We start from the raw sequence: 26,575 nt of genomic DNA, 5'->3' as shown, positions 1-26,575 counted from the left end.
CCGCTTTTGACGGTCGTGTGGGCCGCGGCGTGAGACGCGCTGCCCGCGTTGCATGCCGGCAATGTGCATCGAGCCACCGGCCTGATGTCCTAGGTTGGCTTAATGACTCACGTCACATCGTTCACACCGCCCCGCAAGGAGCTCATGGTCAACGGGCAGGCCAGCTGCGGTCGGGGGGCCGACATCATCAGGAGCCGAAGCCGATGAATCTGGGTGACTTAACGAATCTTGTCGAAAAGCCGCTCGCGAACTTGGTGGAGAAGCCGATCGCGGCGGTGTCCCACATCGTCAACACCCCGAACTCCGCGGGTCGTTACCGCCCCTTCTATCTGAGGAATCTGCTCGATGCGGTACAGGGCCGCACGCTCGACGAGGCCGTCAAGGACAAGACCGTCCTGATCACCGGGGGATCGTCGGGCATCGGCGAGGCCGCCGCGAAGAGGATCGCGGAAGCCGGCGGCGTGGTGGTGCTGGTCGCGCGCACCCGCGAGAACCTGGAGAAGGTCGCCTCCGAAATCGAAGGCGACGGTGGCACCGCCCACGTCTACCCGTGCGACCTGTCCGACATGGACGCGATCGCCGAGATGGCCGATCAGGTGCTCAAGGACCTCGGGGGGGTCGACATCCTGATCAACAACGCGGGGCGGTCGATCCGGCGATCGCTGGAGCTGTCCTACGACCGCATCCACGACTATCAGCGCACCATGCAACTGAACTACCTGGGCGCGGTCCAGCTCATCCTCAAATTCATCCCCGGGATGCGGGAGCGGGGGTTCGGGCACATCATCAACGTCTCCTCGGTCGGCGTGCAGACCCGCGCGCCGCGGTTCGGCGCCTACATCGCGAGCAAGTCCGCGCTGGACAGCTTGTGCGACTCGCTGCAGGCCGAGACCGTGGATGACGGCGTGAAGTTCACCACCGTGCACATGGCCCTGGTGCGCACCCCGATGATCAGCCCGACCACGCTCTACGACAAGTTCCCGGCGCTGACGCCGGATCAGGCGGCCGGGGTGATCGCGGACGCCATCGTGCACCGGCCCCGCCGGGCCAGCTCGCCGTTCGGACAATTCGCGGCCGTCGCCGACGCGGTGAACCCGGCGGTGATGGACCGCGTGCGCAACCGGGCGTTCGCCATGTTCGGCGACTCCCACGCCGCCAAGGGTGACGAATCGCCAAGCGATTCAACGCAATTCGATAAGCGCAGCGAGACGTTTGTGCGGGCGACTCGCGGGATACATTGGTGACATCATGAGCCTTCCGAAGCCCGACATCGAGACCACCGTCGTGATCACCGGCGCCTCGTCCGGCATCGGCGCCGAACTTGCCCGCGGGCTGGCCCGCCGCGGCTTCCCGCTGCTGCTGGTCGCGCGGCGCCGGGAACGCCTCGACGAACTCGCCAACGAGGTGGGCCAGGAGTACTCGGTGGCCGTCGAGGTGCTGCCGTTGGACCTCGGCGATCCGAAGGGCCGCGGGAAGCTGGCGGACCGGCTGCGCGCCGAGCCGATCGCCGGCCTGTGCAACAGCGCCGGGTTCGGCACCAGCGGGGTCTTTCACGAGCTGCCGCTCGAACGCGAAAGCGAGGAGGTCACCCTCAACGCGCTGGCGTTGATGGAACTCACCCACGCCGCCCTGCCCGGCATGGTCCAGCGCGGCGCCGGCGCGGTGATGAACATCGCGTCGATCGCCGGTTTTCAGCCGGTGCCCTACATGGCGGTCTACTCGGCCACCAAGGCCTTCGTGCAGACCTTCTCCGAAGCCGTGCACGAGGAGTTGCACGGGACGGGGGTGTCGGTCACGTGTCTGTGCCCGGGGCCCGTCCCGACCGAGTGGGCCGAGATCGCCAACGCCGAGCGGTTCAGCATTTCCATCGCGCAGGTCTCGCCGCACGACGTCGCCGAGGCGGCGATCGGCGGGATGCTGGCCGGCAGGCGCACCGTGGTGCCCGGCGTCGTACCCAAGGTCGTCAGCACCGGCGGCCGGTTCGTGCCGCGTAGCCTGCTGCTGCCCGGGATCCGGATCGGCAACCGCTTCCGCGGGGGACCCGACCGCTGAGCTTGCGTCGCGGTCGCCCCGTCACAGCCGTCACTTCCGTCGCTGCGCCGGGCGATCGACGATGTGCCCGCCTCGCAGCGACAAAATCGGCTACTGCGCATGGTGTCTCGTATTGTCGCTAGGAGGCGGGCACGAAGCAGCATCCCTCCGTTCAGGGGCGAAAGTGGCGGATGTGACGAAGTGGCCGCGCTAGGCTCCGCTGATGGCCGCTGTTGACCTGACCGCCGATATGCCGATGACCCCGCAGGAGATGTGGGACCGCGTCTCCGACCTGTCGGACCTGGGCGACTGGCTGGTCATGCACGAGGGCTGGCGCAGCGATCTGCCCGAGGAGCTCGGCGAGGGCGTCCAGGTGGTGGGCGTGGCCCGGGCGAAGGGCTTCCGCAACCGGGTGACGTGGACGGTGACCACCTGGGATCCGCCGCATCAGGTCGCGCTGTCGGGGTCCGGCAAGGGCGGCGCCAAGTACGCCGTCACGCTCAGCGTGCAGGCCGTCTCGGGAGGATCGACGCTCGGTCTGCGCCTTGAGCTGGGCGGGCGCGCGTTGTTCGGCCCGGTCGGTTCGGCGGCGGCGCGGGCCGTCAAGGGGGACGTGCAGAAGTCGTTGAAGAACTTCGTCGAGCTGTACGGATAATCGGGTCCAAGAAACGCGAGACACACTTCGCGACACGCCCGAAACCCGTCGGTGCGCAGTCATAGACTGGCGTCCCTATGAACCACTCCTCCTTCGTGCACCTGCATAACCACACCGAGTACTCGATGCTGGATGGGGCCGCGAAGATCTCGCCGATGCTGGCCGAGGTGGAGCGGCTGCAGATGCCCGCGGTCGGGATGACCGACCACGGAAACATGTTCGGCGCCAGCGAGTTCTACAACGCGGCGACCAAGGCGGGGATCAAGCCGATCATCGGGGTCGAGGCGTACATCGCGCCGGGCTCGCGCTTCGATACCCGGCGCATCCTGTGGGGTGACCCGGGCCAGAAGTCCGACGACGTCTCGGGCAGCGGTTCCTACACGCACCTGACGATGGTGGCCGAAAACGCCACCGGGCTGCGCAACCTGTTCAAGCTGTCGTCGTTGGCCTCCTTCGAGGGCCAGCTCGGCAAGTGGTCGCGGATGGACGCCGAGATCATTGCCGAACACGCCGAGGGCATCATCGCCACCACCGGCTGCCCGTCGGGGGAGGTGCAGACGCGTCTGCGGCTGGGACAGGACCGCGAGGCGCTGGAGTCGGCCGCCAGGTGGCGCGAGATCTTCGGCGCGGACAACTACTTCCTCGAGCTGATGGACCACGGGCTGTCCATCGAGCAGCGGGTCCGCGAGGGCTTGCTCGAGATCGGCCGCAAGCTGGGCATCCCGCCGCTGGCCACCAACGACTGTCACTACGTCACCCGCGACGCCGCCCACAACCACGAGGCGCTGTTGTGCGTGCAGACCGGGAAGACCCTCTCGGATCCGAACCGGTTCAAATTCGACGGCGACGGCTACTACCTGAAGTCGGCCGCCGAGATGCGCCAGCTCTGGGACGACCAGATTCCCGGCGCGTGCGACTCGACGCTGTTGATCGCCGAGCGGGTGCAGTCCTACGACGACGTGTGGGCACCGCGCGACCGGATGCCGATCTTCCCGGTGCCCGAGGGGCACGACCAGGCGACCTGGCTGCACCACGAGGTGATGGCGGGACTGCGGCGACGTTTCGGATCCGGCGTCGGCCAGGACTACATCGACCGGGCCGAGTACGAGATCAAGGTCATCTGCGACAAGGGCTTCCCGTCCTACTTCCTGATCGTCGCCGACCTGATCAACTACGCGCGGTCGGTCGACATCCGGGTGGGGCCCGGGCGCGGTTCGGCGGCGGGCTCGCTGGTGGCCTACGCGCTGGGCATCACCAACATCGACCCGATCCCGCACGGCCTGCTGTTCGAGCGGTTCCTCAACCCCGAGCGTCCGTCGGCGCCCGACATCGACATCGACTTCGACGACCGTCGTCGCGGCGAGATGGTGCGCTACGCCGCCGACAAGTGGGGCCAGGACCGCGTCGCCCAGGTCATCACCTTCGGTACTATTAAAACCAAAGCGGCACTGAAAGATTCGGCGCGGATCCACTACGGCCAGCCCGGCTTCGCCATCGCCGACCGGATCACCAAGGCGTTGCCGCCGCCGATCATGGCCAAGGACATCCCGCTGTCGGGTATCACCGATCCGGCGCACGAGCGGTACAAGGAGGCCGCCGAGGTGCGCGGCCTGATCGAGACCGATCCCGACGTCCGCACCATCTATCAGACAGCGCGCGGACTGGAGGGGCTGATCCGCAACGCCGGCGTGCACGCCTGCGCCGTGATCATGAGCAGCGAGCCGCTCACCGAGGCCATCCCGCTGTGGAAGCGGCCGCAGGACGGCGCCATCATCACCGGCTGGGACTACCCGTCGTGTGAGGCCATCGGCCTGCTGAAGATGGACTTCCTGGGCCTGCGCAACCTGACGATCATCGGCGACGCGCTGGAAAACATCAAGGCCAACAGGGGAATCGACCTCGACCTGGAATCGGTGCCGCTGGACGACAAGCCCACCTACGAACTGCTGGGCCGCGGCGACACCCTGGGGGTGTTCCAGCTCGACGGCGGCCCGATGCGCGACCTGCTGCGCCGCATGCAACCAACCGAGTTCAACGACATCGTCGCCGTGCTGGCGCTGTACCGCCCCGGCCCGATGGGCATGAACGCCCACAACGACTACGCCGACCGCAAGAACAACCGGCAGGCGATCAAGCCGATTCACCCCGAGCTCGAGGAGCCGCTGCGCGAAATCCTCTCGGAGACTTACGGTCTGATCGTCTACCAAGAGCAGATCATGTTCATCGCCCAGAAGGTCGCCTCCTACACGATGGGCAAGGCCGACGCGCTGCGCAAGGCGATGGGCAAGAAGAAGCTCGAGGTGCTGGAGGCCGAGTACAAGGGCTTCTGCGAAGGCATGACCGCCAACGGCTTCTCCGAAAAAGCGGTGAAGGCGTTGTGGGACACCATCCTTCCGTTCGCCGGCTATGCATTCAACAAGTCGCACGCGGCCGGCTACGGCCTGGTCTCCTACTGGACCGCCTACCTGAAGGCCAACTACCCGGCCGAATACATGGCCGGCTTGTTGACCTCGGTGGGCGACGACAAGGACAAGGCCGCGGTCTACCTTGCCGACTGTCGCAAACTCGGCATCACCGTTCTGCCGCCGGACGTCAACGAGTCCCTGGTGAACTTCGCCTCGGTGGGGCAGGACATCCGGTTCGGGCTGGGCGCGGTGCGCAACGTCGGCGCCAACGTGGTGGGCTCGCTGATCAAGACCCGCAACGAGAAGGGCAAGTTCACCGACTTCTCCGACTACCTGAACAAGATCGACATCTCGGCCTGCAACAAGAAGGTCACCGAGTCGCTGATCAAGGCGGGCGCGTTCGACTCGCTGAGCCATGCCCGCAAGGGCCTCTTCCTGGTGCACACCGACGCCGTCGATTCGGTGCTGGGCACCAAAAAGGCCGAGGCGATGGGGCAATTCGACCTGTTCGGCGGGGATGACGGTTGCACCGAGGCGGTGTTCACCATCAAGGTGCCCGAAGACGAGTGGGAAGACAAACACAAGCTGGCCCTGGAGCGGGAGATGCTCGGCTTGTACGTGTCGGGGCATCCGCTCAACGGCGTGGCGCACCTGCTGGCCGCCCAGGTGGACACCCAGATCCCGGCCATCCTCGACGGTGACGTCGCCAATGAGAGCCAGGTACGGGTGGGCGGCATCCTGGCGTCGGTGAACCGGCGGGTCAACAAAAACGGAATGCCTTGGGCTTCAGCCCAACTGGAGGACCTCACCGGCGGCATCGAGGTGATGTTCTTCCCGCACGCGTACTCCACCTATGGCGCCGACATCGCCGACGACGCGGTGGTGCTGATCAACGCCAAGGTGGCCATCCGCGACGATCGCATCAGCCTGATCGCCAATGAGCTTGTGGTGCCGGACTTTTCCAACGCCCAGCCGAACCGGCCGATCGCAGTCAGCCTGCCCACCCGGCAGTGCACCGTCGACAAGGTCAGCGCGCTCAAACAGGTGCTGGCGCGCCACCCCGGCACCTCCCAGGTGCATCTGCGGCTCATCAGCGGTGACCGGATCACCACCCTCGAGCTGGACGCCTCGCTGCGGGTCACGCCGTCGCCCGCGCTGATGGGGGACCTCAAGGAGCTGCTCGGCCCGGGGTGCCTGGGCAGCTAGCCCGCGGCATGGGCCTCACCCCTTCTCGAAGCCGAACGTGAAGTTCGTTTCACAGCCGCGCCCGAACGTGAAACCAACTTCACGCTCGCGGCATGCCTAGCCGGTCAATCCCAGCGCCGCCTGGTGGTCGTGGGTGGGAATGATCGTCACGGCATGGCGCGCCAGGTGCAGCCGCTGCAGCGTCCGGAAGGCTTCGTCGCGATCCTCGTCCACCAAAACGCCGGGATAGCTCGACTTTTGGCGGACCTTTTCGATCTGCAGCCAGTGCCAGGCCGCGTCGCCGGCGATCAGGATCCACCCCCGCCCGGTGTGGGCGAGCACCCCGACGCTGCCCGGGGTGTGGCCGGGCAGGTCGACCAGGAGGATTGACTGGTCCCCGAGCAGGTCGTGGCTTCGGGCGAAGGTCAGCACCGGCGGGCCGTCCAGCTCGTAGTCGACGACGGGCCGGCCGCGCAGCGAATCGCGGACGCCGCCGACCGGCGCTTTCGCACCGGACCCGACCCAGTCCCGCTCGATGCGGTGCAGGTGAACGGGGAGGTCCGGCAGATCCAGCAGGCCCGACACGTGATCCCAGTGCGCGTGGGTCGGCAAGGCGAAGTCCAACGCCGGCGGCTCCGGTAGCCGGGTGAGGGCCGTGACCGTGGGAACGGTGTCGGCGGGCGGGCGGACCGCCACACGCAGCACCGCGGGTAGTTGGGCGATCGCCCGCCGCTCGACGTCGCGGCACACGGCCGGGTCGACGATGAAGGTGGCGTCGGGGTGGCTGACGATGAACGAGGTCATCGAGTTCCCGACGCGCCCCGGGGTGAAGGTGCCCTCGACGATCGCCGCGGTCGGCACCGAGCGCGGCACCTGGGGCAGCGCGGTCACCGTGACGGTGCGCCGGGGCTCGGGCAGTCCCGCGTCGGCGATGCTGCGCAGGAACCTCTGGTCGGGCCGTCTGGGACGCACCGCGCCCCAGACCAATCCCGTTGCGGCGGAGCAGCATTGGCGCAGGCTGGGGGAGCGGACGGGATCGTGCGTCATGGCACGTCCACCCGGACGATGACACTGTCGGGCCACACGCCACGGTCACGCGCGCGGCTCAGCTTCTCCCGCACGCACAGGTCCTGGTGAACGTTGGTGACGCCCGGGACCTTGATCAGCGGCACGATGTTCCACTGCCAGCCATACCGTTGGTGCAGGACGCGGTTGGCCCGCTCGGCGTCGTCGCCCGACAGGATGGTGGCGCGGCCCGCCAGCGTCTTCGCGCCCGGACGGACCCGGCCGCGATGGTCGCACGCGGTCAGTTCGACGTCGCGGCGCGTGGTCAGCCGTCGTGTCTTCGGCCCGATCTTGGTGCGGAAGACCAGCGCGTCGCCGTCCAGCCCGAACCAGATCGGGGTGTCGACGGGCGATCCGTCGCGGCGAAACGATCGGAGCAGCGCGTAGCGTGCCGCGCCCAGTCCGTTCAGTGAATGTGTGTGCATGACAACAGTCAACGACTTAGAGTTGGCTCTAAGTCAAGCGTCGAGGAGGGCCGATGAGTCCACGGCTGACGATCGGCGAGGTGGCGCGCCAGGCCGGGGTCGCGGCGACCACGCTGCGGTACTACGAACAGATCGGCCTGGTGCCACCGCCTGGGCGGCTGGGCGGGCAACGCCGCTACGACGATTCGGTGCTGGCCCGGCTCGAGGTGATCCGGCTCTGCAAATCGGCCGGCTTCGCGCTGGAGGAGATCCAGCTGCTGTTCGCCGACGACGCCCCGGGGCGGCCGGCCAGCCGCGCCCTGGCCGAGGCCAAGCTCGCCGAAATCGATGCCCAGATGGAGTCGCTGGCCCAGGCCCGGGCGGTCATCGAGTGGGGCATGCGCTGCACATGTCCCTCAATTGACTCGTGTACCTGTGGAATTCATACCGCGTTGCCCGCCTGAGCAAAGGAGCTCCCATGAGTCAGCCGCACACCATCGCCGTGCAGAACTTTTCTCACGTGTGCATCGGCGTCTCCGACATCGAGGCGTCGCTGGCGTTCTACACCGCGGTGCTGGGCATGGACGTCGTGTTCGACGTCGAACTCGACGGGGCCGGCCTTGATTCGGTGACCGGAGGGGCCGCGCAACGCGGGCGCATGGTCGGCGGGCTGATCGGTGCCGCGATGGTCGAGCTGCTGTCGCTGGGCGCGGTCCCCGACTGCCCGAGCGGACCGCACCTGGGCTACACCAACATCTCGTTCCGGGTCGACGACCTCGACGCCACCTTCGACGCGGTCCGGCGCGAACATCCCGACGTCCGGGCCGAGCCGCCCGTCGACATCGGCGGCGTGCGGATGTTCTTCATCTACGACCCCGACGGCACCCCCATCGAACTGCTGGAGTTGCCCGCCGGCATATCGAGCACGGTGCAGCTCTGGCGCCCGGATCCAGCATGATCCGTTCCGCGTCCCCGATCACGGACGTACGCTCACGAAGGCAGAGCTGAGAGGACACCCATGACGACAGCCGAGCGCCCGGTCACCCTGTGCGAGGCATTCCAGCGCAGCGCGTCTATCGATCCGGACGCCGTCGCGCTCCGCACGCCCGGCGACACCCAGACGATGACGTGGAACGAGCTCGCCGCGCAGGTACGGAAGGTCACCGCCGGCCTGGCCGGCCTGGGAGTCGGGCGGGGCGACACGGTGTCGCTGATGATGGCCAATCGCGTCGAGTTCTATCCATTCGAGATCGGCGCCCAACACCTCGGCGCCACTTCGTTTTCGGTGTACAACACGCTGCCCGCAGAGCAGCTGACCTACCTGTTCGACAATGCCGGCACAAAGGTCGCGATCTGCGAGGAGCAGTACGTGGACCGCATCCGCGCCAGCGGCGCGCCCATCGAGCACATCGTCTGCATCGACGGTTCGCCGCCCGGCACCATTTCGGTGGACGACCTATACGCCGCCGCCCAACCGGATTTCGACTTCGAGGCGACCTGGCGGGCGGTGCGACCCGACGACGTCGTCACGCTCATCTACACCTCCGGGACCACCGGAAACCCCAAGGGTGTGGAGATGACCCACGCCCATCTGCTGTTCGAGGCGCATGCCCTCGATGCCGTCCTCCCGTCCCAGTTCGGTGACCGGGTCACGTCGTATCTGCCGACGGCGCACATCGCCGACCGGGTGATGGGTCTCTACGGCCTGGAAGTATTCGGCGCCCAGGTCACGGTCGTCTCCGATATCCGCGCCATCGCCGCCGCCCTGCCCGACGTGCGGCCCACGGTGTGGGGTGGGGTGCCGCGCGTGTGGGAAAAGCTCAAGGCCGGAATCGAATTCGCCGTCAGCAACGAGACGGACGAGGTCAAGCGTCAAGCCTTGCAGTGGGCGATGTCGGTGGCCGGCAAGCGCGCCGCCGCGCTGGTGGCCGGCGAGCCGATGCCGGACGAGCTGGCCGCCGAATGGGCGCAGGCCGACGAGTTGGTGCTGTCAAAGCTGCGCGAACGGCTTGGCTTCGGCGAACTCCGATGGGCCGTCTCAGGCGCTGCTCCGATCCCGAAGGAGACGCTGGCGTTCTTCCTGGGCATCGGCATCCCCATCGCCGAGGTCTGGGGGATGTCGGAGCTGAGCTGCGTCGCCGCCGTCAGCCATCCGCGCGACGCGCGCCTGGGCACCGTCGGCAAGTTGCTGCCCGGGCTCGAGGGCAAGATCGCCGACGACGGCGAATATCTGGTGCGCGGTCCGCTCGTGATGAAGGGCTACCGCAAGGAACCCGCCAAGACCGCGGAGGCCATCGACGCCGACGGCTGGCTGCATACCGGCGACATCATCGACGTCGACGACCAGGGCTACCTGAGGATCATCGACCGCAAGAAGGAGTTGATCATCAATGCTGCCGGAAAGAACATGTCGCCGGCCAACATTGAGAACACCGTGCTGGCCGCGTGTCCGATGGTCGGCGTGATGATCACGATCGGTGACGGGCGGCCGTTCAACGCCGCGCTGATGGTCTTCGACGCCGAATCGGTCGGGCCGTACGCGGCTCAGCACGGCCTGGCCGACGCCTCGCCCGCGGCCCTGGCGAACCATCCGGAGGTCATCTCCCGGATCGCCGCGGGGGTAGCCGAGGGCAACGCCAAACTGTCCCGGGTGGAACAGATCAAGCGTTTCCGGATACTGCCCGAGCTCTGGGAGCCCGGGGGAGACGAGATCACGCTGACCATGAAACTCAAACGCAAGCCGATCATGGCCAAGTACGCGAGCGAGATCGAGGAACTCTACGCGCCCGAACTGCACCCGGAGGTGCACGAGCCGTCGGCGGCCGCAACGGTGCAGCCGGCATGAGCGGGGGGCCACGCGAGATCGGTCGCTCCGGGGTACGAAAGTTGCTGCAGCGCACCGGAATCGTTGACGAGTCGGCACAGCCGTTGCCGACCGACCCCGACGAAGTCGTTGAGCTGATGGCGGCACCGTGGTACGACGAGCGGCTGGGCAAACTGGCCGAGGAGCTCGGGCGCGACCGGGATGGGGTGCGCGCCGAGGCCGCGGGCTACCTGCGGGAGATGGCGCCCTCGCTGGACGAGCGGGCGGTGCGGGCCTGGCGCAGCTTCAGTTGCTGGCTGATGCGCGCCTACGACGTGCTGGTCGACGAGGACCAGATCGCGCAGCTGCGCAAACTGGATCGCAAAGCGACGCTGGCGTTTGCCTTTTCGCATCGCTCCTATCTGGACGGCCTGCTGCTGCCGGAAGTGATTCAGGCCAACCGGCTCTCGCCCGCGCTCACCTTCGGCGGCGCGAACCTGAACTTCTTCCCGATGGGCGCCTGGGCCAAGCGCACCGGCACGATCTTCATCCGGCGCCAGACCAAAGACATTCCCGTGTACCGGTTCGTGTTGCGCGCCTACGCGGCCCAGCTGGTGCAGAACCACGCCAACCTCACCTGGTCGATCGAAGGCGGCCGCACCCGGACCGGCAAGCTGCGTCCCCCGGTGTACGGGATCCTTCGCTACATCAGCGACGCCGTCGACGAAATCGACGGCCCCGAGGTGTATTTGGTGCCCACTTCGATCGTGTACGACCAGCTGCACGAGGTCGAGGCCATGACCACCGAGGCGTACGGTGCCACCAAGCGGCCCGAGGACTTCCGTTTCCTGATTCGGCTGGCGCGGCAGCAAGGTGAGCGGCTCGGCCGCGCGTATCTGGACTTCGGCGAGCCGCTGCCGCTGCGCAAGCGCCTCGAGGAGCTGCGCGCCGAGGAGTCCGGAACGGGCACCGAGATCGAACGCATCGCGCTGGACGTCGAGCACCGGATCAACCGCGCCACCCCAGTGACCCCCACCGCGGTGGTGAGCCTCGCGCTGCTGGGCGCCGACCGCTCGTTGTCCATCAGCGAGGTGCTGGCCACCGTGCGGCCGCTGGCGAGCTACATCGCGGCGCGGAACTGGACGGTGGCCGGCGCCGCCGACCTGACGAATCGCTCGACCATCCGCTGGACGCTGCATCAGCTCGTCGCCTCGGGGGTGGTCAGCGTGTATGACGCCGGCACCGAACCGGTTTGGGGCATCGGGGCGGACCAGCACCTGGTTGCCGCGTTTTACCGCAACACGGCCATTCACATCGTGGTCGATCGCGCGATCGCCGAGACGGCGTTGCTGGCGGCCATCGAAGACGCCGAGAGCTCGGTGGACGGGCTGGTGCAGCCGACGCGCGTACGAGACGAGGCGCTGGCCCTGCGCGAGTTGCTGAAGTTCGAGTTCCTGTTCTCCGCGCGCGCGCAATTCGAGAAGGAGCTCGCCGACGAAGTGCGCCTGCTCGGGCGGGTGGAAGACACGAGCAAGGCCGCCAGCGCGGCCGATGTACGCGGGCTACTGGAAAAGGCCGACCTGCTGTTGGCGCACCTGGTGTTGCGCCCGTTCCTGGACGCCTACCACATCGTCGCCGACCGGTTGGCCGCCTACGAGGATGAATCATTCGACGAGAATGCATTTCTCGCCGAGTGCCTCGAGGTCGGCAAGCAATGGGAATTGCAGCGCAGGATGGCTAGCGCCGAGTCGAGGTCGATGGAGCTGTTCAAGACCGCGCTGCGGCTGGCCCGGCACCGCGAGCTGGTGGACGGCTTCGAGGACCTGGATATCGCGCGGCGGCGGCGCGAGTTCGCCGACGAGATCGCCACCGCCGTCCGGCGGGTCAACACAATCGCGAGCCTGGCCGGGGCGCGGTAGGCGGCGTTCCCGCTCCGGCCGGTGCTGTTGGCCTCAGCGCATGGGCGGTACCGGGATGTCGGCATGCCGAACTTGGTTCCCGCCAGCACGTTTCGCCTCGTACATCGCGAGATCGGCCGCGTGCACCAGGCGTTCGATCACCTGCCGGTCGAGAGTGTCGCTTTCGGCAGGCAGCCGGAAGCTGCTGACACCCACGCTGGCCGTCACGCCCCAAGATGTGGCGGCGATGGCCAGGCGCACGGCCTCGGCCATCCGAAGGGCCTCCCGAGCTCCGATCGTCCGGGCGACCAGGAATTCCTCTCCGCCCACTCGGGCGATGATCGTTCGATCGTTGCCTAGGCGCCGCAGGTTGTCCGCTACGGCCACCAAGATGCGGTCCCCGGTCGCGTGACCGTAGGTGTCATTCACACGCTTGAAGCTGTCGAGATCGATCATCAAGACACTGAGGCACGGCGAGGCACGGTCGGCGGGTGACATTCTCGACGCCGCTCGATAAAAGCCCCTGCGGTTGCGTAAGCCGGTAAGCGGATCGGTCGAGGATTTGAGGGCATCCACCGACAGCCAGTGCACGAGTACCTGCCCACAGAAGGGCACCGCCAGAATTCCCGAACTGAGCAACAGCATGTTGGCCGCCGCCATTGCCGCGTCACCGGACTCGGCGATCCGCGCGGCACATACCGCCGCCGCACCGAAGGCGGTGCCGAGTGTGAAAACCAGCAGGCGGGCGGAGTGACAAAACGCGACGTAGCCCGCGAGGCCACCGAATGCCGCGCACGCCAGCATCCCGCTGCGCGGGTCGGCCTGAGTGACGCACATGGCGGCGATACCGATGGTGCCCACCACCGAAAACACTTGTGATTCAACGCGCCCGGGCCAGCGTCGCACCCACACCAGCACCATGCCTGCCAGGCAGGCGATGAACACCGCCGCGAGGCCACGCCGCACGGGGGTCTGCATACCCGAGGGGCTGTTCAGCATCAGCAATGTCGCCGCGGCCAGGATGGACAGGATGCCGACCATCAAGTAACGGATGAATGGCTTCAATCCGCGCGCACCGAGGTAGTCGGAGAACCAGTCGTAGTGGTCGGGCTGACGCCACCACACGCGCATCCAGTGCATTCCGCGACGCCCCTCACCCAAGCCTTCGCCGTATGCTACTGATCACCGCCGGAATCGGGAGCCGATCTCACTATGACCACCGTCGACAATCCCATACCGCCGCAGGACTTGTCGGGGATCGTCGGATACCGGTTCATCTACACGTATGCCAATGGCTGGCGCTACGAGATGTATGTCAAGAACGACCGGACCATCGACTATCGCATCCATTCCGGTCATGTCGGCGGACGGTGGGTCAAGGACCAAGAGGTCGACCTGGTGCAGCTCGACGACGACAGTTACAAGATCTCGTGGACCGAGCCCACGGGCACGTCGGTGGCCGTCAACGTGATGCCCGGCAAACGGCGGATCCATGGCGTGATCTTCTTTCCCCAGTGGATCCGCCAGCACGGCGAGCGCACGGTGTGTTTCCAGAACGAGCACCTTGAGGAGATGCGCGCCTATCGCGACGAGGGACCGACCTACCCGATCTTCACGGTGCCCGAATTCGCCTACATCACCCTGTTCGAGCGTGTGGGTGCCGACGACGAATCGGTGATCGACGTGGCTCCCGGCCGGCTCCCGCCGGGCTGGGCCGACCGGAGTAACTGACCTGGTGGCGACGCCACATTCGCGGCGGGGTGTTCGGGTGTGGACTTCAAGAACCTACCCACACGCTTGAGTCTGCGCGCAGGGGTCACACTGGGTAGAAGGACTGCGCCACCCACCGAATCGAGGAATCGATGAGTGACAAGCCCGGCGGGCAGACCCGCCCACTGATCGCGTTCACCACGCAGGACAACGCGCCGCCGATCACACCGGCCCCCATCAGCCGGCCGTGGATGTCGCAGATGCGCAACGGTTGGCCGAACCGTTGCCTGCCGATGTTGATCGCCAACCAAAGTGGCTGGGAGCTGCGCAACCCATGCGCCTTCACCGCGACGTGGATGGGCGGGGACGACAGCTTGGGCGTGATCATCGCCCCGGACCGGCGCGACCCCCGGCAGCTCCTGCCGTTCAGTCATTTCGGTCACGGCATCCTGACCTGGCATCTGCCGATGCTCTTTCGCACCCCGCCCGGCTACAACCTGTTGGTCCGCGGGCCGGCGAACTACCCGAAGGACGCCGTGTCCCCGCTGGAGGGGATAGTCGAAACAGACTGGGCCACATCGAGTTTCAGCATGAGCTGGCAGATCACCCGCAAGATGATGCCGGTGCGCTTCGAGGTCGACGAACCGATCTGCATGATCGTCCCGCAGCGCCGGGCCGAGCTGGAAGGGTTCGCCCCGGAGATCAGGCCGATCGACTCCGACGAGGAAGTGCGCCGCAAGCACGAGTTCTTTCTGCGTTCACGCAACGAGCTGGGGCAGGCGCAGGCCGCGACCAACACCGCCCTCGGTGAAAAGGTGCCGTGGCAAGGCGACTACACGCGCGGCAAGCATTCCGACGGCGAGGCCGGGGCCCCCGATCACCAGACGCGCATCCACCTGCGCCCATTCGTCGACACGCGGTAGGCGATCACCCCGCGCGCGTCGCGGTCAGCTCCGGGATTCGCGTTGGCACCTGGGCCGATGACCCGGCCCAGCCGACGTACCCGTCGGGGCGCACCAGTACCGCGGGCCCGCGATCGGTCCGCTCCGCCTGCAACATCCCGGGCGCGTCAACCGGTCCGGCGCCGTGTTCGCGCACCAGGACGAAACCTCCGGCGCGCTGCAGTTCGGTCAGCCGTCCCACGGTGAGCGGGATCGCGGTGGCGCGGGTGCCGACCAGGCCGCGGCGGCCGTAGCGCAGCGTCGTGCCCGCGAAACTGCCCGCCACCAGGTCCCGCACCGCCGGAATCCGAAGCAGCCTGGGCGCTAACAGGTTCCGCATCCATCGCGCGGGCCGCGGGTGCAGCGTGGCGGCGCGGGCAACCAATCCGGACTGCATCAGGACGCGCTTGCCGATCGGGTGGCGTTCGTCCTGGTAGCTGTCCAGCAGCCGATCGTCGGCGCCGTCGAGCACCGCCTCGATCTTCCAGGCCAGGTTGGCCGCGTCCTGGATCCCGGTGTTCATGCCCTGGCCGCCCATGGGGGAGTGCACGTGCGCGGCGTCGCCGGCCAAGAACACCCGCCCATGGCGGTACTGCTCGACTTGCCTTTCGTCGCAATGGAATCGGGACTTCCAGCTGACCTCGACCACGCCGTAATCGGTGCCCATGCCGCGCGTCAGGACGTCGACGATCTCGGCGTCCTCGACCGGTTCGCTGTCGGGCACCTGATGATCGCGGTCCCACACCATTGCGCGATACCACGAGCCATCCGAGTCCTGGCGGTCGTAGGGGGCCAGAAATGCCAGGACGTCACCGGGGGCCGCGACCGTCAGGCCCCCGCCGGCCGGCCCGTGCGCCAGCTTGACGTCGGCCAGCACGATCGACGTCAGCACCGTCCGGCCGGGAAATCCGGCGCCCACCAACCGTCGAACTGTGCTGTGCGCGCCGTCGGCGCCGATCACGTACCGCGACCGCCACGTCTGCCGGTGCGCGGGATCCTCGTCGTCCTTGGGGCGGGCGGTGACGGTCACACCGTCCGCGTCCTGCTCGAGCGCGATCACCTCGATTCCGCGCCGGATCTCGGCACCCTGGGCCTGCGCGTAGCCGCGCAGCGCGGTATCGACGTTGGTCTGTGGGGTGACCAACACGAACGGGTAGGGCGAGTCGAGGTGGCTCAGGTCGATCCGCGCTCCGGCGAACAGCCGGACGTTCGGCGCGCGGTGTCCCACGGCCAGCAGGTCGTCGGCCAGCCCGCGCGCGTCGAGCAGTTCCAGGGTGCGCGCCATGGTGGCGAACGCCCGGCTCGAGGGGTTCTCCGTCGGCCAGCGTTCCAGCACGGTGACCGACCGCCCGGCGCGAGCCAGGTCACCCGCGGCGGTCAGGCCGGTCGGGCCCGCCCCCACCACCAGGACGTCGACGTCGTGGGCGGTCATCGCGCCGCTCCCTGCGGCTGCGGGTACCAGCGGCGGATGTCGCCGGGGGTGGGCTGAGCCGCGCGGTTGAAGACGAAGCGGCAGTCCGGTTGTGTCACGTGCGCGGCGTTGACGATCGACTCGAACAGCAGGGTGTTGCCGGCGACCATGCGAATCCCGGCCCCGATCAGCACCGCGTCGTAGCGCTTGGCTTCCAGCCAGCCCCGGGCCTTGTCGGCGCCCGCGGCGCCGAAGTCGACCAGGCAGTTGTCGACTTCGTAGCCGGCGGCGCGCAACCCAGCGACGTTGTCGTCGTTGGCGGCCCGCAGCGTCTCCCTCGACAGGCCCGCGAACTGCGCGAAGTCGGGCGACGAGTAGTCGATCACGTCGGGATCGAGCCCGATCTGGATGACGGTCACGGTCATGAGGGGACCTCCTCGGCACGAGTTCAACAATTGTTGAACTCAACGCTAGGCCGGGCCACTGGCCGTGTCAACAGTTGTTGAATACAATTCGGTCATGCCCGCGAAAGCCCGCGACGGGAAGGTCACCCGCGCCACGATCCTGCGCGTCGCCCGCGCGCAGTTCTCCACCCACGGCTTCGAACGGACCACCATCCGCTCGATCGCGTCGGAGGCCGGCGTCGATCCCGCGTTGGTCATGCACTACTTCGGCAGTAAGGCGGATTTGTTCGCCGCGGTCTCGCGGCTCGAGGTCAGCTTTCCCGATCTCTCCGGCGTCGCCCCCGAGCGCCTCGCGGACGTGCTGGTGCCGCTGTTCGTCCAGGTGTGGGATCCGCACGGTTCCTTCCTGCCGCTGCTGCGCGCGGCCGCGACGAACCGCACGGCCGCCGACACGCTGCTCGCGGTTTTCGTCGAGCAGGTGGCCCCGGCCCTGGCGACCGTCACCCCCGACCGCGCCGTCGAGCGGGCCGCGTTGGTGGGCTCGCAGGTGCTGGGAATCGCGATGGCCCGCTACGTCGTCGGGGTGCCGGCGCTGGCTGAGATGGACGACGCGACGCTGACCGAATGGGTGCGCCCGGTGCTCGCGCGCTACCTGACGGGCCCGGCACCCCCGGGGCCCTCGGCATAGAGTTGGTGCCATGCCACTTTCAGGGGAGTACGCACCGAGCCCATGGGACTGGGCCCGCGAACAGGCCGAGAAGTACGAGCAGTCGGGCGGGACCGAAGCCACCGACATGAAGGGGAAACCCATCATCGTGCTGACGACGGTCGGGGCCAAGACGGGCAAGCTGCGCAAGACCCCGCTGATGCGGGTCGAGCACGACGGCGAGTACGCCATCGTCGCCTCGCTCGGCGGGGCCCCGAAGCACCCCGTCTGGTACCACAACGTCGTCAAGAATCCCCGGGTCGAGTTGCAGGACGGCGGAACCACCCGCGAATACGACGCCCGCGAGGTGTTCGGCGACGAGAAGGCGGTCTGGTGGGAGCGCGCGGTCGAGGCCTGGCCGGACTACGCCGAATACCAGAAGAAAACGGACCGCCAGATCCCGGTGTTCGTGCTGACGCCGGTCGGCTGAATTCCGGAGTTGATGGGCTGCCATGGCACCATTGATCAGTGTCCGCCGAACTGAGCCATAGCCCGAGCGTCGCGCCGCTGTGCGCGGCTGACATCGACGGCGCGGCCAAGCGGATCGCCGCGGTGGTCACGCCGACCCCGTTGCAGTACAGCGACCGGTTGTCGGCGATCACCGGCGCGCACGTCTACCTCAAGCGCGAAGACCTGCAGGTGGTGCGCTCCTACAAGCTGCGCGGAGCCTACAACCTGCTGGTCCAGTTGTCCGACGAGGAGCTGGCCGCGGGCGTGGTGTGCTCGTCGGCGGGCAATCACGCGCAGGGCTTCGCCTACGCGTGCCGGACGCTGGGGGTGCGCGGCCGCGTCTACGTGCCCGCCAAGACTCCCCAGCAGAAGCGGGACCGCATCCGTTACCACGGCGGTGATTTCATCGAGCTCATCGTGGGCGGAACCACCTACGACCTGGCCGCCGACGCCGCGCTGGCCGACGTCGAACGCACCGGCGCCACGTTGGTGCCGCCCTATGACGACCCGCGCACCATGGCCGGTCAGGGCACCATCGCCGTCGAGGTGCTGGACCAATTGGATGACGAACCGGACCTGGTGGTGGTCCCCGTGGGCGGTGGCGGCTGCATCGCCGGCATCACCACCTACCTGGCCGAGCGGACGACGAACACGTCGGTGCTGGGCGTCGAACCCGCGGGGGCCGCGGCGATGATGGCCGCACTGGCCGCCGGCGCGCCCGTCACACTGGACCACGTCGACCAGTTCGTCGACGGCGCGGCGGTGCGCCGCGCGGGCACGCTGACCTATGCCGCGCTGGCCGCCGCCGGCGACATGGTGTCGATCACCACGATCGACGAGGGAGCGGTGTGCACCGCGATGCTGGACCTCTATCAGAACGAGGGCATCATCGCCGAGCCGGCGGGCGCACTGTCGGTCGCGGGGCTGCTGGAGGCCGACGTCGAGCCCGGTTCCACGGTGGTGTGCCTCATCTCGGGGGGCAACAACGACGTGTCGCGCTACGGCGAGGTGCTGGAACGCTCGCTGGTCCACCTCGGCCTCAAGCACTACTTCCTGGTGGACTTCCCCCAGGAGCCCGGTGCGTTGCGCCGGTTCCTCGACGAGGTGCTGGGGCCCGACGACGACATCACCCTGTTCGAGTACATCAAGCGCAACAACCGCGAGACCGGCGAGGCGCTGGTGGGCATCCAGCTGGCGTCGTCGGCGGATCTGGACGGCCTGCTGGCGCGGATGCGGGCGACGGAGCTGCACGTCGAACGCCTGGAGCCCGGCTCACCGGCCTACCGCTACCTGCTGTTCTAAACCCGCGCCGCGATGCATGACTCGCAGTATGGACCCGGCACTGGCGGGTTCGGCCTGGTCAGCGCGGGCGTCATCGCGTCGCTCCTATTGCTTGCGTGGGCGGCACTCTGGATCGCTCGGCACGGACCCCGGTTACGGATCCTCGGGGAGCGGGTGTCCAACTCGGCCGTGATCGGCAAAGCGCTGACGCGGGTCCGCGACTGGATCAGCGACAGGGGGTGGTCGCTGGCTCGTCGGTGGCCCGCGGGCGAGGTCGCCGGTGTCGCATTGATTCTCGGGCTGGTCGTGGTGGTGGCGCTGGCGGTCGGCTTCACCGAAGTGCTCGAGGATGTGCTCGAGGGCGACGGCATCGCCGGAATCGACCAACCGGTGACTCAGTGGCTTGCGGCCCACCGTGACCTGTGGCTGACGGCCGCTCTGCGGGCGATCACCGTCGCGGGCGGACCGCTTTTTCTGACCGCACTCGCCTTCCCGATTTCCGTTGCCGCCGGTTGGCGGTGCAGGTCATGGCGGCCGGTGGTGCTTGCTCTGGTTGGCGGCGGTGCGGTTCCGCTGGTGCTCTTCACCGCCAAAGCCCTGGTGGGTCGACAACGCCCGCCTCTTCCTTTCGCCCTCATCGACGCGGACGGGTATTCGTTTCCCTCCGGGCACGCGACCGGCACCGCGGCGATAATGGTCATCTCCGCGTGGATCCTGACCCGCTGGCTGATCCCCTGGTGGACCGCTCGCGTGCTGGTATGGACGATTGCGATCGCCGCCGCGTTCCTGATCGGATTCTCGCGTGTCTATCTGGGGGTCCATTACCTCAGCGATGTGCTCTCCGGCTGGATGCTGGGCCTGGCCTGGGCCGGCACCGTCATGCTCGTCGGAACCTGGTGGGACAACACGCGGCGCGCACGCCGCCGGGCAGGCGCCCGGCAACCCGAGCTCTGACCAGCCGCGGCTCAGGCCCGGGCCAGGTACGGCGGCAGCGGCATCGCGGGATCCAGATCCCCGGCCGGCACCGGCGCCCCGGCCGTCACGCTCAGCGGCACCACCCCCGCCCAGTGCGGCAGCGCGCAATCCTCCGGATCGTCCTCCGGGGCGCCGGTGCGCACCTTGGCCGATACCTCCACGAGGTCGAGCGCCAGTACCCCGGTGGCGGCCAGTTCCCGCGCGTTCGGGGCTCGGCAATCGGCGGCGCGCCCGGCCGCGAGGTGATCGAGCAGGCCGGCGAGCGCCCGCAGTTTCTCCGCCTCGTCGTCGACGACGCGCGCGGCGCCCAGCACGACGACGGAGCGGAAGTTCACCGAATGATGCATGGCGGCACGGGCCAGCACCAGCCCGTCGACCAGCGTGACGGTGACGCACACCGGCAGGCCGGACGGTGCCGCCCGGGCCGCCAACACGGGACCGCTGCCGGTGGAACCGTGCAGGTAGAGCGTCTCGCCCAGGCGGGCGTGGGTGGTGGGCAGAACCACCGGCCCACCGGCGCCGAGGTAGCCCAGGTGGCAGATCAGCGCCTCGTCCAGGATCTGGTGCACGGTTTCGCGGTCGTAGCGCGCCCGCTCCCGGTAGCGGGTGGGCGTGGTGCGCGGGGTCGGCTCGAATCCGGTTCGCATGGCGTCTACCTTTGTCCTAGTACATAATCATTAGTGTGCGAGTACAAAGCAGCATAACCGGGACGGGTGCGGAGTCCATAGCCGCCAGCATCGAAGCCGCCATCTCGGCGGGCTCCCTGGCGCCCGGTGATGCGCTGCCGCCCGTGCGCGACCTGGCCGCCCAGCTCGGCGTGAACGCCAACACCGCCGCGGCGGCCTACCGCCTGCTGCGGCATCGCGGGGCCGTGGAGACGGCCGGCCGGCGCGGTACCCGGGTGCGCCGCCGCCCGGCGACCACCCCCCGATCCCTGCTGGCGCTCGACGTCCCCGCCGGCGTGCGCGACCTGTCGACCGGCAACCCGGATCCCGCCCTGCTGCCCCTCACGGGCGCCACGCTGCCCAATGCGGTTGCCGGCCGCCCGGTGCTGTATGGCGAGCCGGCCATGTCGGCGGCCCTGGCGGAGTTCGCGCGGGCGGCGCTCGCCGCCGACGGCGTACCGTCCGATCACCTCGCGGTGACGAGCGGGGCGCTCGATGGAATCGAGCGCGTCCTGACCGCGCATCTGCGTCTCGGTGACCGGGTCGCGGTGGAGGACCCGGGCTGGGCCAACATGCTCGATCTGCTTGCCGCCCTGGGCCTTTCGGCCGAGCCGGTCCGGGTCGACGACGACGGGCCGCTGGCCGACGACCTGGCGCGGGCCCTGGACCGCGGGGTGCGTGGGCTGATCATCACCAATCGCGCCCAAAACCCAACGGGTGCGGCGCTATCCGCTGATCGCGCCCGCGCGCTACGGCCGCTGTTGGCGCAGCGGGCCGGCGATCTGCTGCTCGTCGAAGACGATCACTGCGCGGGCATCTCCGGCGCGCCGCTGCACTCGTTGGCCGGTGTGACCGAGCATTGGGCGTTCGTGCGATCCGCGTCCAAGGCCTACGGACCCGACCTGCGCGTGGCCGTCCTGGCGGGTGACCATCGCACCGTCGAGCGCGTGCACGGCCGACTGCGGCTCGGTCCGGGCTGGGTGAGCCACCTGCTGCAGGACCTCGCCGTCAGCCTGTGGTCGGACCAGGCGGCCGCGCGCCTCGTCGGCACGGCGGAGCGGCAATACGCCGAGACCCGCCGGCGGCTGTGCGCCGCCCTGGCCGAGGGTGGTGTCACCGCCCACGCGCGCTCCGGCCTCAACGTATGGGTTCCCGTGCCCGACGAGACGGTCGCGATCACCCGGCTGCTCGGCGCGGGCTGGGCGGCGGCGCCGGGCACGCGGTTCCGGATCCGCACGCCGGCGGGCATCCGGGTCACCATCGCCGACCTACGCGCCGACGAGATCGACCCGCTGGCCGACGCGATCGCCGAGGCGGTGCACGGCTCGGGCCGCGCCAGCGTCTAGCCCGGGGTCAACGCCCGTCGCTTCCCAGACCCGGGCCCGTCCACAGCAGCGCCGCGCTGCGCTCCGGTGGCGATTCGTTGACCACGACGAGCGGAGCCGGCACCGGCTTCTTCCTCTTCTTCTTTAGCAAGCCGATCCACCGGCTTAGGGATTGATTCATGGGCGAATCATCGGCGGTCGCGCGGCCGGCCGCGCACCGTCATCCACAGGCCTACGCCTGTTCGCGCACCGCCAGGATGGCGAACGAATGGCCGTCCAGCACCGTGCTGTCGGCATCGACCGCGGGATCACCCCACGCCAGCACCACGTCGCCGGTGACGGGCACCTTTGTCGCCTCGGCGCCAAGGTTGCACACGATGCGCAGCCGGCCGCGCGACACGCTGATCCAGCGTTGCTCCTCGTCGTAGTCGACCGCGAGGTGCTCCAGCCAGGGGTCGGCCAGGTCGGGGTCGCTGTGCCGCAACGCGATCAGGTCGCGGTAGAGCCGGTGCAATCGGCCGTGTTCGCCGGAGTCGACCTCGTCCCAATTGAGTTTCGAGCGCTGGAACGTCGCCGGGTCTTGCGGGTCGGGGATTTCGTCGGCGTCCCAGCCGTGTTCGGCGAACTCCGCCTTGCGCCCTTCCGCGGTGGCCTTGGCCAGCTCCGGCTCGGGATGCGAGCTGAAGAACTGGAATGGGGTGGACGCCGCGTACTCCTCACCCATGAAAAGCATTGCGGTGAAGGGTGTCCCGAGCACGAGCGCCGCCTTGATCGCCAGCTGGCCGCCGGTCAGGTTCTGCGACGGGCGGTCCCCGAGGGCCCGGTTGCCCACCTGGTCATGGGTGCAGGTGTAAGCGACCAGCCGGGTGGCGGGAATGGAACCCGTGTCCAGCGGCCGCCCGTGCCGGCGGTGCCGAAACGACGAATAGGTGGCGGCGTGAAAGTAGCCGTGCCGCAGCGTCTGGGCGAGGGTGGCCAGCGATCCGAAGTCCGCGTAGTACCCCTGGCGTTCACCGGACACCGCGGTGTGGATGGCGTGGTGGATGTCGTCGGCCCACTGCGCCGTCAGCCCGTAACCGCCGCGGTCGCGCGGGGTGATCAACCGCGGGTCGTTGAGGTCGCTTTCGGCGATCAGCGACAGCGGGCGGCCCAATTGGTTTGCCAGCCAGTCCGTTTCGGTAGCGAGCTCCTCGAGGATGTGGAAGGCGGTGGTGTCCACCAGCGCGTGCACGGCGTCCAGGCGCAGGCCGTCGGCATGGAAGTCGCGCATCCAGCGCAGCGCGCACCCGATGATGTAGCGGCGGACCTCGTCGGAGTCCGCGTCGGCGATGTTGATGCCTTCGCCCCACGGGTTGCTCGCCGACGACAGGTAGGGGCCGAACTTGGGCAGGTAGTTGCCCGACGGGCCGAGGTGGTTGAACACCGCGTCGATGAGCACCCCGAGGCCGCGCGCGTGGCAGGCGTCGACCAACCGGACCAAACCGTCGGGGCCGCCGTAGGGCTCGTGCACGCTGTACCAGAGCACGCCGTCGTATCCCCAGCCGTGGGTTCCGGCAAAGGAATTCACCGGCATCAGCTCGACGAAGTCGACCCCGAGGTCCACCAGGTAGTCGAGCTTCTCGATGGCGGAGTCGAAGGTGCCGGCGCCGGTGAAGGTGCCCAGGTGCATCTCGTAGATCACCGCGCCTTCGACCGGCCTGCCCTGCCAGTCGCCGTCGGTCCAACGCGCGCCGGCCGGGTCCCACAGCTGCGAGCGGGCGTGCACGCCGTCGGGCTGCCGGGGCGAGCGCGGGTCGGGCAACACGGTCGGATCGTCGTCGAGCAGGAACCCGTAGCGGGCGTCCGGCGCCGCGTCGACGTTCGCGTGCCACCAGCCGTCATCCGCGCGCGTCATCGCGTGCACCCGGCCCTCGACGTCGAGCCGGACCAACTCCGGTTTGGGTGCCCAGACCCGGAATTCAGTCATGGTGGCGCTCCAGCAAGACGACGGGCAGGTCGGCGAATAATTGCGCCGCCGAGGTCGGCCCGTCCGCGATGGCCCCCGTGAGCGCGTCCTTCCACGTCCCTTCGGGCAGCGGCAGCACCGTGTTGCCCCAGCCGGATTCGGTCAGCCGCACGGTCCAGCGGGTGACCGCGACCAGGACGTCGTCGCCCCGGCGGAACGCCAGCACGTGCTCGGCTGCGTCGCCGCCGGCCAGCACGGGGACATGGTCGCCGCGCAGGAAGCTGTCCGGATGGGAGCGTCGCACCCGAAGCGCCGTCGTGACGACCCGAATCTTGGGGTTTTCCAACGCCTTCAGGGCGGCCCGCCGGGCGGTGTAGTCGACGGCCCTGCGGTTGTCCGGGTCGACGAGGCTGTCGTCCCAGAGTTCGGTGCCCTGGTAGACGTCCGGTATCCCGGGCACGGTCAGGGCCAGGAGCTTCTGCCCCAGCGCGTCGCTGGCGGCGTGCGGGTTGAGCTGGGTGACCAGCTTGGTCAGCTGACCGGCCACCGGGCCGTCGAACACGATGTCCAGCCATCGGTGCACGGCGTCCTCGAACTCGGCGTCCGGATCGTTCCACGAGGTATGCCAGGCCGCTTCCCGGATGGCCTTCTCGGCGTAGCCGTGCAACCGCTCGCGCAGCTGAGGGCTGACCTCGCCACTGACCGGCCAGACACCGAAGATGTTCTGCCACAGGAACTGTCCGGTCGCCGGGTCGGGGGAGGGCGCGCCGGCCTCCCAGCGGGCGACGAACTCGGCCCACAACGACGGGACCTGCGAGAGCACCCCGATCCGGGCCCGCACGTCCTCGCCCCGTTTGGTGTCGTGGGTGGTCAGCGTCGTCATCGTCTGCGGCCACAACCGGGCACGGTCGGCGGCGCTCTGGTGGAACTCCGCCGCGCCGACACCGAAACGGTGCGGTTCGCCACCCACCTCGTTGAGCGACACCAGCCGGGCGTCGCGGTAGAAGTAGCAGTCCTCGACGGATTTGGCGGTGACCGCGCCGCAGAGCTGCTGCAGGCGGGTGACGGGTTCGCCGCCGCGGGCCAGTGCCGCGGCGAGCACCTGCAGCGCGGGTCCCAATTCCGGTGACTCCGACTGGGTTTCGGCCAGCGCGGTGGGCATGATCGCCGACAGGGCCGGGTAATCGCAGCGGTAGACGCCGATATGGGTGAGCAGCGCGGCGACCGCTTCGGGCAGCTGCGGATGATCGGCGCCGGCCGCCGCCACGATGCTGCGGCGCAGCCGCCGCAGCTCGCTTGCCAACGTGTCGGTGGCCGCGCGGATCTTGAGTTCCGCCAGCATCTGCGGCGCCGCCCCGTAGTCGAGCCCCGCCGACTCGACGAGCTCGGTCAGCGCGGGGGCGCCATTCGGGTCGACGAAGACGCCGCCGATCTCCCGCAGCACGTCGTAGCCGGTGGTCCCCCCGATGGGCAGGGTGGGTTCCAGCGCCTCGTCGACCGCGAGGATCTTCTCGATCACGATCCACGTCTGCGGTCCAACCGATTCGCGCAGCCACGCCAAATAGCCGCAAGGGTCTGACAATCCGTCGGGGTGGTCGATGCGCACGCCGTCGACGAGTCCCTCGGCGGCCCACCGGGCCACCTCGGCGTGGGTGGCGTCGAACACGGCGCGATCTTCCTGGCGCAGTCCGGCCAACGAGGTGATCGAGAAGAAGCGCCGGTAGCCGCAAACGCCGTTGCGCCAGCCCACCAGCCGGTAATGCTGGCGGGCGTGCACCTCGGGTCCGGTGCCCTCGCCGGTGCCGGGCGCGATGGGCAGCGCCAGGTCGCCCAGCCGGAGCAGGTCCCCGTCGACGTGCAAGTCGGCGGCGTCATCGTCGGAACCCAGGATGGGCAGCGCGATCCGGCCGTCCTCGTCGAGGTCCCAGTCGATGTCGAAATATGTTGCGTAGTCCGAGGAACGGCCGTGCCGCAGGACGTCCCACCACCACGCGTTCTGTTGGGGCTGGTCGATCCCCACGTGATTGGGCACGATGTCGACGATCAGGCCGATGCCGCGCTCGCGCGCCGCCGCGGACAAGCGCACCAGCCCGTCCCGGCCGCCGAGTTCGGGTGAGACCGTCGTCGGGTCGGTCACGTCGTAGCCGTGGTTCGACCCGGTGGCAGCGGTCATGATCGGGGACAGGTAGAGGTGCGACACCCCGAGTTCGTCCAGGTAGTCCAGTATGTTCTCCGCGTCGGCGAAGGTGAACGCGAAGCCGCTGGCCTCACCACGCAGCTGCAGCCGGTAGGTCGACAGTATGGGAAAGGCCATGC

At 68.6% G+C, this 26,575-nt stretch carries 24 protein-coding genes; 15 read left to right on the top strand and 9 right to left on the bottom strand.

The annotated features are described in order from the left end of the window. The first annotated feature begins 203 nt into the window (after nucleotides 1–203). The 4 genes from H7J89_RS01790 to dnaE all read left to right on the top strand — a co-directional run bounded on the left by H7J89_RS01790 (nucleotide 204) and on the right by dnaE (nucleotide 6,297). Nucleotides 204–1,244 carry an SDR family NAD(P)-dependent oxidoreductase gene (locus tag H7J89_RS01790; RefSeq protein ID WP_264035864.1) on the top strand — a complete coding sequence of 347 codons (1,041 nt, stop codon included), beginning with the start codon at nucleotides 204–206 and terminating at the stop codon, nucleotides 1,242–1,244. A 4-nt stretch (nucleotides 1,245–1,248) separates the two neighbouring features. Continuing rightward, on the top strand, nucleotides 1,249–2,052 hold the full coding sequence (locus tag H7J89_RS01785) for an SDR family NAD(P)-dependent oxidoreductase (RefSeq protein ID WP_264035862.1): 804 nt from the start codon (nucleotides 1,249–1,251) through the stop codon (nucleotides 2,050–2,052). A 202-nt stretch (nucleotides 2,053–2,254) separates the two neighbouring features. Beyond that, entirely contained in the window at nucleotides 2,255–2,686 is a 432-nt protein-coding gene (locus H7J89_RS01780) for a type II toxin-antitoxin system Rv0910 family toxin (RefSeq protein WP_264035859.1), read from the top strand. A 77-nt stretch (nucleotides 2,687–2,763) separates the two neighbouring features. Next, nucleotides 2,764–6,297 (top strand): DNA polymerase III subunit alpha, encoded by a 3,534-nt coding sequence (dnaE, locus tag H7J89_RS01775; protein WP_264035858.1) that lies wholly within the window; start codon nucleotides 2,764–2,766, stop codon nucleotides 6,295–6,297. 96 nt (nucleotides 6,298–6,393) lie between these two features. Here dnaE and H7J89_RS01770 read toward each other — a convergent pair whose 3' ends face one another. Together H7J89_RS01770 and H7J89_RS01765 are read right to left on the bottom strand one after the other, a co-directional pair. After that, nucleotides 6,394–7,323, bottom strand: coding sequence for an MBL fold metallo-hydrolase (locus H7J89_RS01770; protein ID WP_264035857.1), 930 nt, complete (start codon nucleotides 7,321–7,323; stop codon nucleotides 6,394–6,396). Beyond that, complete coding sequence (locus H7J89_RS01765) at nucleotides 7,320–7,766, bottom strand: PPOX class F420-dependent oxidoreductase (protein ID WP_264035855.1); 447 nt, start codon at nucleotides 7,764–7,766, stop codon at nucleotides 7,320–7,322. Before H7J89_RS01765 ends, H7J89_RS01770 begins: the two co-directional genes overlap by 4 nt. Nucleotides 7,767–7,819: 53 nt before the next feature. Here H7J89_RS01765 and H7J89_RS01760 point away from each other — a divergent pair, with 53 nt between their 5' ends. The 4 genes from H7J89_RS01760 to H7J89_RS01745 are packed head-to-tail and all read left to right on the top strand — an operon-like array spanning nucleotide 7,820 to nucleotide 12,467. Next, nucleotides 7,820–8,209, top strand: a complete 390-nt coding sequence (locus H7J89_RS01760) for a helix-turn-helix domain-containing protein (protein ID WP_264035854.1) — start codon at nucleotides 7,820–7,822, stop codon at nucleotides 8,207–8,209. Between the two features lie 14 nt (nucleotides 8,210–8,223). Further along, complete coding sequence (locus H7J89_RS01755; RefSeq protein WP_264035852.1) at nucleotides 8,224–8,703, top strand: VOC family protein; 480 nt, start codon at nucleotides 8,224–8,226, stop codon at nucleotides 8,701–8,703. Between the two features lie 60 nt (nucleotides 8,704–8,763). Beyond that, nucleotides 8,764–10,590 carry a fatty acid--CoA ligase FadD11 gene (gene fadD11, locus H7J89_RS01750; RefSeq protein WP_264035850.1) on the top strand — a complete coding sequence of 609 codons (1,827 nt, stop codon included), beginning with the start codon at nucleotides 8,764–8,766 and terminating at the stop codon, nucleotides 10,588–10,590. After that, entirely contained in the window at nucleotides 10,587–12,467 is a 1,881-nt protein-coding gene (locus H7J89_RS01745) for a lysophospholipid acyltransferase (protein ID WP_264035847.1), read from the top strand. The genes fadD11 and H7J89_RS01745 overlap by 4 nt, the downstream gene beginning before the upstream one ends. Nucleotides 12,468–12,500: 33 nt before the next feature. Here H7J89_RS01745 and H7J89_RS01740 read toward each other — a convergent pair whose 3' ends face one another. Next, on the bottom strand, nucleotides 12,501–13,487 hold the full coding sequence (locus H7J89_RS01740; protein ID WP_264035845.1) for a GGDEF domain-containing protein: 987 nt from the start codon (nucleotides 13,485–13,487) through the stop codon (nucleotides 12,501–12,503). Nucleotides 13,488–13,658: 171 nt separating this feature from the next. On the opposite strand from H7J89_RS01740, the gene H7J89_RS01735 reads away from it, so the two are divergent. After that, nucleotides 13,659–14,177 (top strand): phenolic acid decarboxylase, encoded by a 519-nt coding sequence (locus H7J89_RS01735; RefSeq protein WP_264035843.1) that lies wholly within the window; start codon nucleotides 13,659–13,661, stop codon nucleotides 14,175–14,177. A gap of 131 nt (nucleotides 14,178–14,308) precedes the next feature. Beyond that, on the top strand, nucleotides 14,309–15,079 hold the full coding sequence (locus H7J89_RS01730) for a DUF6065 family protein (RefSeq protein WP_264035841.1): 771 nt from the start codon (nucleotides 14,309–14,311) through the stop codon (nucleotides 15,077–15,079). Nucleotides 15,080–15,083: 4 nt separating this feature from the next. Here the strand turns inward: H7J89_RS01730 and H7J89_RS01725 are convergent, their stop codons facing one another. Both H7J89_RS01725 and H7J89_RS01720 read right to left on the bottom strand, forming a co-directional pair. Continuing rightward, nucleotides 15,084–16,529, bottom strand: a complete 1,446-nt coding sequence (locus H7J89_RS01725) for an FAD-dependent oxidoreductase (protein ID WP_264035839.1) — start codon at nucleotides 16,527–16,529, stop codon at nucleotides 15,084–15,086. Beyond that, nucleotides 16,526–16,933: a hypothetical protein gene (locus tag H7J89_RS01720; protein ID WP_264035837.1), complete on the bottom strand. Its 408-nt coding sequence runs from the start codon at nucleotides 16,931–16,933 to the stop codon at nucleotides 16,526–16,528. The genes H7J89_RS01725 and H7J89_RS01720 overlap by 4 nt, the downstream gene beginning before the upstream one ends. A gap of 94 nt (nucleotides 16,934–17,027) precedes the next feature. Between H7J89_RS01720 and H7J89_RS01715 the strand changes: the two genes are divergently transcribed. The 4 genes from H7J89_RS01715 to H7J89_RS01700 are packed head-to-tail and all read left to right on the top strand — an operon-like array spanning nucleotide 17,028 to nucleotide 20,303. Then, nucleotides 17,028–17,600, top strand: coding sequence for a TetR/AcrR family transcriptional regulator (locus H7J89_RS01715; RefSeq protein ID WP_264035834.1), 573 nt, complete (start codon nucleotides 17,028–17,030; stop codon nucleotides 17,598–17,600). A 10-nt stretch (nucleotides 17,601–17,610) separates the two neighbouring features. After that, complete coding sequence (locus H7J89_RS01710; RefSeq protein WP_264035832.1) at nucleotides 17,611–18,048, top strand: nitroreductase family deazaflavin-dependent oxidoreductase; 438 nt, start codon at nucleotides 17,611–17,613, stop codon at nucleotides 18,046–18,048. A 38-nt stretch (nucleotides 18,049–18,086) separates the two neighbouring features. After that, the gene (gene ilvA / locus H7J89_RS01705) at nucleotides 18,087–19,370 is read left to right on the top strand and encodes a threonine ammonia-lyase (protein ID WP_264035830.1); all 1,284 of its coding nucleotides are present in this window, start codon (nucleotides 18,087–18,089) and stop codon (nucleotides 19,368–19,370) included. 12 nt (nucleotides 19,371–19,382) lie between these two features. After that, nucleotides 19,383–20,303, top strand: coding sequence for a phosphatase PAP2 family protein (locus tag H7J89_RS01700; protein ID WP_264035828.1), 921 nt, complete (start codon nucleotides 19,383–19,385; stop codon nucleotides 20,301–20,303). A gap of 11 nt (nucleotides 20,304–20,314) precedes the next feature. Here the strand turns inward: H7J89_RS01700 and H7J89_RS01695 are convergent, their stop codons facing one another. Continuing rightward, on the bottom strand, nucleotides 20,315–20,971 hold the full coding sequence (locus tag H7J89_RS01695; RefSeq protein WP_264035826.1) for a pyridoxamine 5'-phosphate oxidase family protein: 657 nt from the start codon (nucleotides 20,969–20,971) through the stop codon (nucleotides 20,315–20,317). 35 nt (nucleotides 20,972–21,006) lie between these two features. Here H7J89_RS01695 and H7J89_RS01690 point away from each other — a divergent pair, with 35 nt between their 5' ends. Beyond that, a complete protein-coding gene (locus H7J89_RS01690; RefSeq protein WP_264035824.1) occupies nucleotides 21,007–22,335 on the top strand; it encodes an aminotransferase class I/II-fold pyridoxal phosphate-dependent enzyme in 1,329 nt (442 codons plus the stop codon). Between the two features lie 7 nt (nucleotides 22,336–22,342). Here the strand turns inward: H7J89_RS01690 and H7J89_RS01685 are convergent, their stop codons facing one another. From H7J89_RS01685 to treY, 3 genes are read right to left on the bottom strand one after another with little or no spacing between them, the layout of a single operon-like run. Beyond that, nucleotides 22,343–22,495, bottom strand: coding sequence for a hypothetical protein (locus H7J89_RS01685; RefSeq protein WP_264035822.1), 153 nt, complete (start codon nucleotides 22,493–22,495; stop codon nucleotides 22,343–22,345). A 51-nt stretch (nucleotides 22,496–22,546) separates the two neighbouring features. Beyond that, nucleotides 22,547–24,280, bottom strand: a complete 1,734-nt coding sequence (treZ, locus tag H7J89_RS01680; protein ID WP_264035820.1) for a malto-oligosyltrehalose trehalohydrolase — start codon at nucleotides 24,278–24,280, stop codon at nucleotides 22,547–22,549. After that, on the bottom strand, nucleotides 24,273–26,573 hold the full coding sequence (gene treY, locus H7J89_RS01675; RefSeq protein WP_264035819.1) for a malto-oligosyltrehalose synthase: 2,301 nt from the start codon (nucleotides 26,571–26,573) through the stop codon (nucleotides 24,273–24,275). Before treY ends, treZ begins: the two co-directional genes overlap by 8 nt. Between the last annotated feature and the right edge of the window lie 2 nt (nucleotides 26,574–26,575).

The sequence above is a fragment of the Mycobacterium paraffinicum genome (assembly GCF_025822865.1).
GTDB lineage: Bacteria > Actinomycetota > Actinomycetes > Mycobacteriales > Mycobacteriaceae > Mycobacterium > Mycobacterium paraffinicum.
This window is presented reverse-complemented; position numbering and strand designations above follow the sequence as displayed.

Bases quoted from the DNA above. Each gene is read 5' to 3' on its own strand.
- H7J89_RS01685 (WP_264035822.1), bottom strand. From the start codon at position 22,495: ATGAATCAATCCCTAAGCCGGTGGATCGGCTTGCTAAAGAAGAAGAGG.
- H7J89_RS01710 (WP_264035832.1), top strand. From the start codon at position 17,611: ATGCCACTTTCAGGGGAGTACGCACCGAGCCCATGGGACTGGGCCCGC.
- H7J89_RS01765 (WP_264035855.1), bottom strand. From the start codon at position 7,766: ATGCACACACATTCACTGAACGGACTGGGCGCGGCACGCTACGCGCTG.
- H7J89_RS01760 (WP_264035854.1), top strand. From the start codon at position 7,820: ATGAGTCCACGGCTGACGATCGGCGAGGTGGCGCGCCAGGCCGGGGTC.
- H7J89_RS01780 (WP_264035859.1), top strand. From the start codon at position 2,255: ATGGCCGCTGTTGACCTGACCGCCGATATGCCGATGACCCCGCAGGAG.
- H7J89_RS01740 (WP_264035845.1), bottom strand. From the start codon at position 13,487: ATGGTCGGCATCCTGTCCATCCTGGCCGCGGCGACATTGCTGATGCTG.
- H7J89_RS01735 (WP_264035843.1), top strand. From the start codon at position 13,659: ATGACCACCGTCGACAATCCCATACCGCCGCAGGACTTGTCGGGGATC.
- H7J89_RS01790 (WP_264035864.1), top strand. From the start codon at position 204: ATGAATCTGGGTGACTTAACGAATCTTGTCGAAAAGCCGCTCGCGAAC.
- H7J89_RS01700 (WP_264035828.1), top strand. From the start codon at position 19,383: ATGCATGACTCGCAGTATGGACCCGGCACTGGCGGGTTCGGCCTGGTC.
- H7J89_RS01695 (WP_264035826.1), bottom strand. From the start codon at position 20,971: ATGCGAACCGGATTCGAGCCGACCCCGCGCACCACGCCCACCCGCTAC.
- H7J89_RS01715 (WP_264035834.1), top strand. From the start codon at position 17,028: ATGCCCGCGAAAGCCCGCGACGGGAAGGTCACCCGCGCCACGATCCTG.
- treY (WP_264035819.1), bottom strand. From the start codon at position 26,573: ATGGCCTTTCCCATACTGTCGACCTACCGGCTGCAGCTGCGTGGTGAG.
- H7J89_RS01730 (WP_264035841.1), top strand. From the start codon at position 14,309: ATGAGTGACAAGCCCGGCGGGCAGACCCGCCCACTGATCGCGTTCACC.
- H7J89_RS01745 (WP_264035847.1), top strand. From the start codon at position 10,587: ATGAGCGGGGGGCCACGCGAGATCGGTCGCTCCGGGGTACGAAAGTTG.
- dnaE (WP_264035858.1), top strand. From the start codon at position 2,764: ATGAACCACTCCTCCTTCGTGCACCTGCATAACCACACCGAGTACTCG.
- treZ (WP_264035820.1), bottom strand. From the start codon at position 24,280: ATGACTGAATTCCGGGTCTGGGCACCCAAACCGGAGTTGGTCCGGCTC.
- H7J89_RS01785 (WP_264035862.1), top strand. From the start codon at position 1,249: ATGAGCCTTCCGAAGCCCGACATCGAGACCACCGTCGTGATCACCGGC.
- H7J89_RS01755 (WP_264035852.1), top strand. From the start codon at position 8,224: ATGAGTCAGCCGCACACCATCGCCGTGCAGAACTTTTCTCACGTGTGC.
- fadD11 (WP_264035850.1), top strand. From the start codon at position 8,764: ATGACGACAGCCGAGCGCCCGGTCACCCTGTGCGAGGCATTCCAGCGC.
- H7J89_RS01725 (WP_264035839.1), bottom strand. From the start codon at position 16,529: ATGACCGCCCACGACGTCGACGTCCTGGTGGTGGGGGCGGGCCCGACC.
- H7J89_RS01770 (WP_264035857.1), bottom strand. From the start codon at position 7,323: ATGACGCACGATCCCGTCCGCTCCCCCAGCCTGCGCCAATGCTGCTCC.
- H7J89_RS01720 (WP_264035837.1), bottom strand. From the start codon at position 16,933: ATGACCGTGACCGTCATCCAGATCGGGCTCGATCCCGACGTGATCGAC.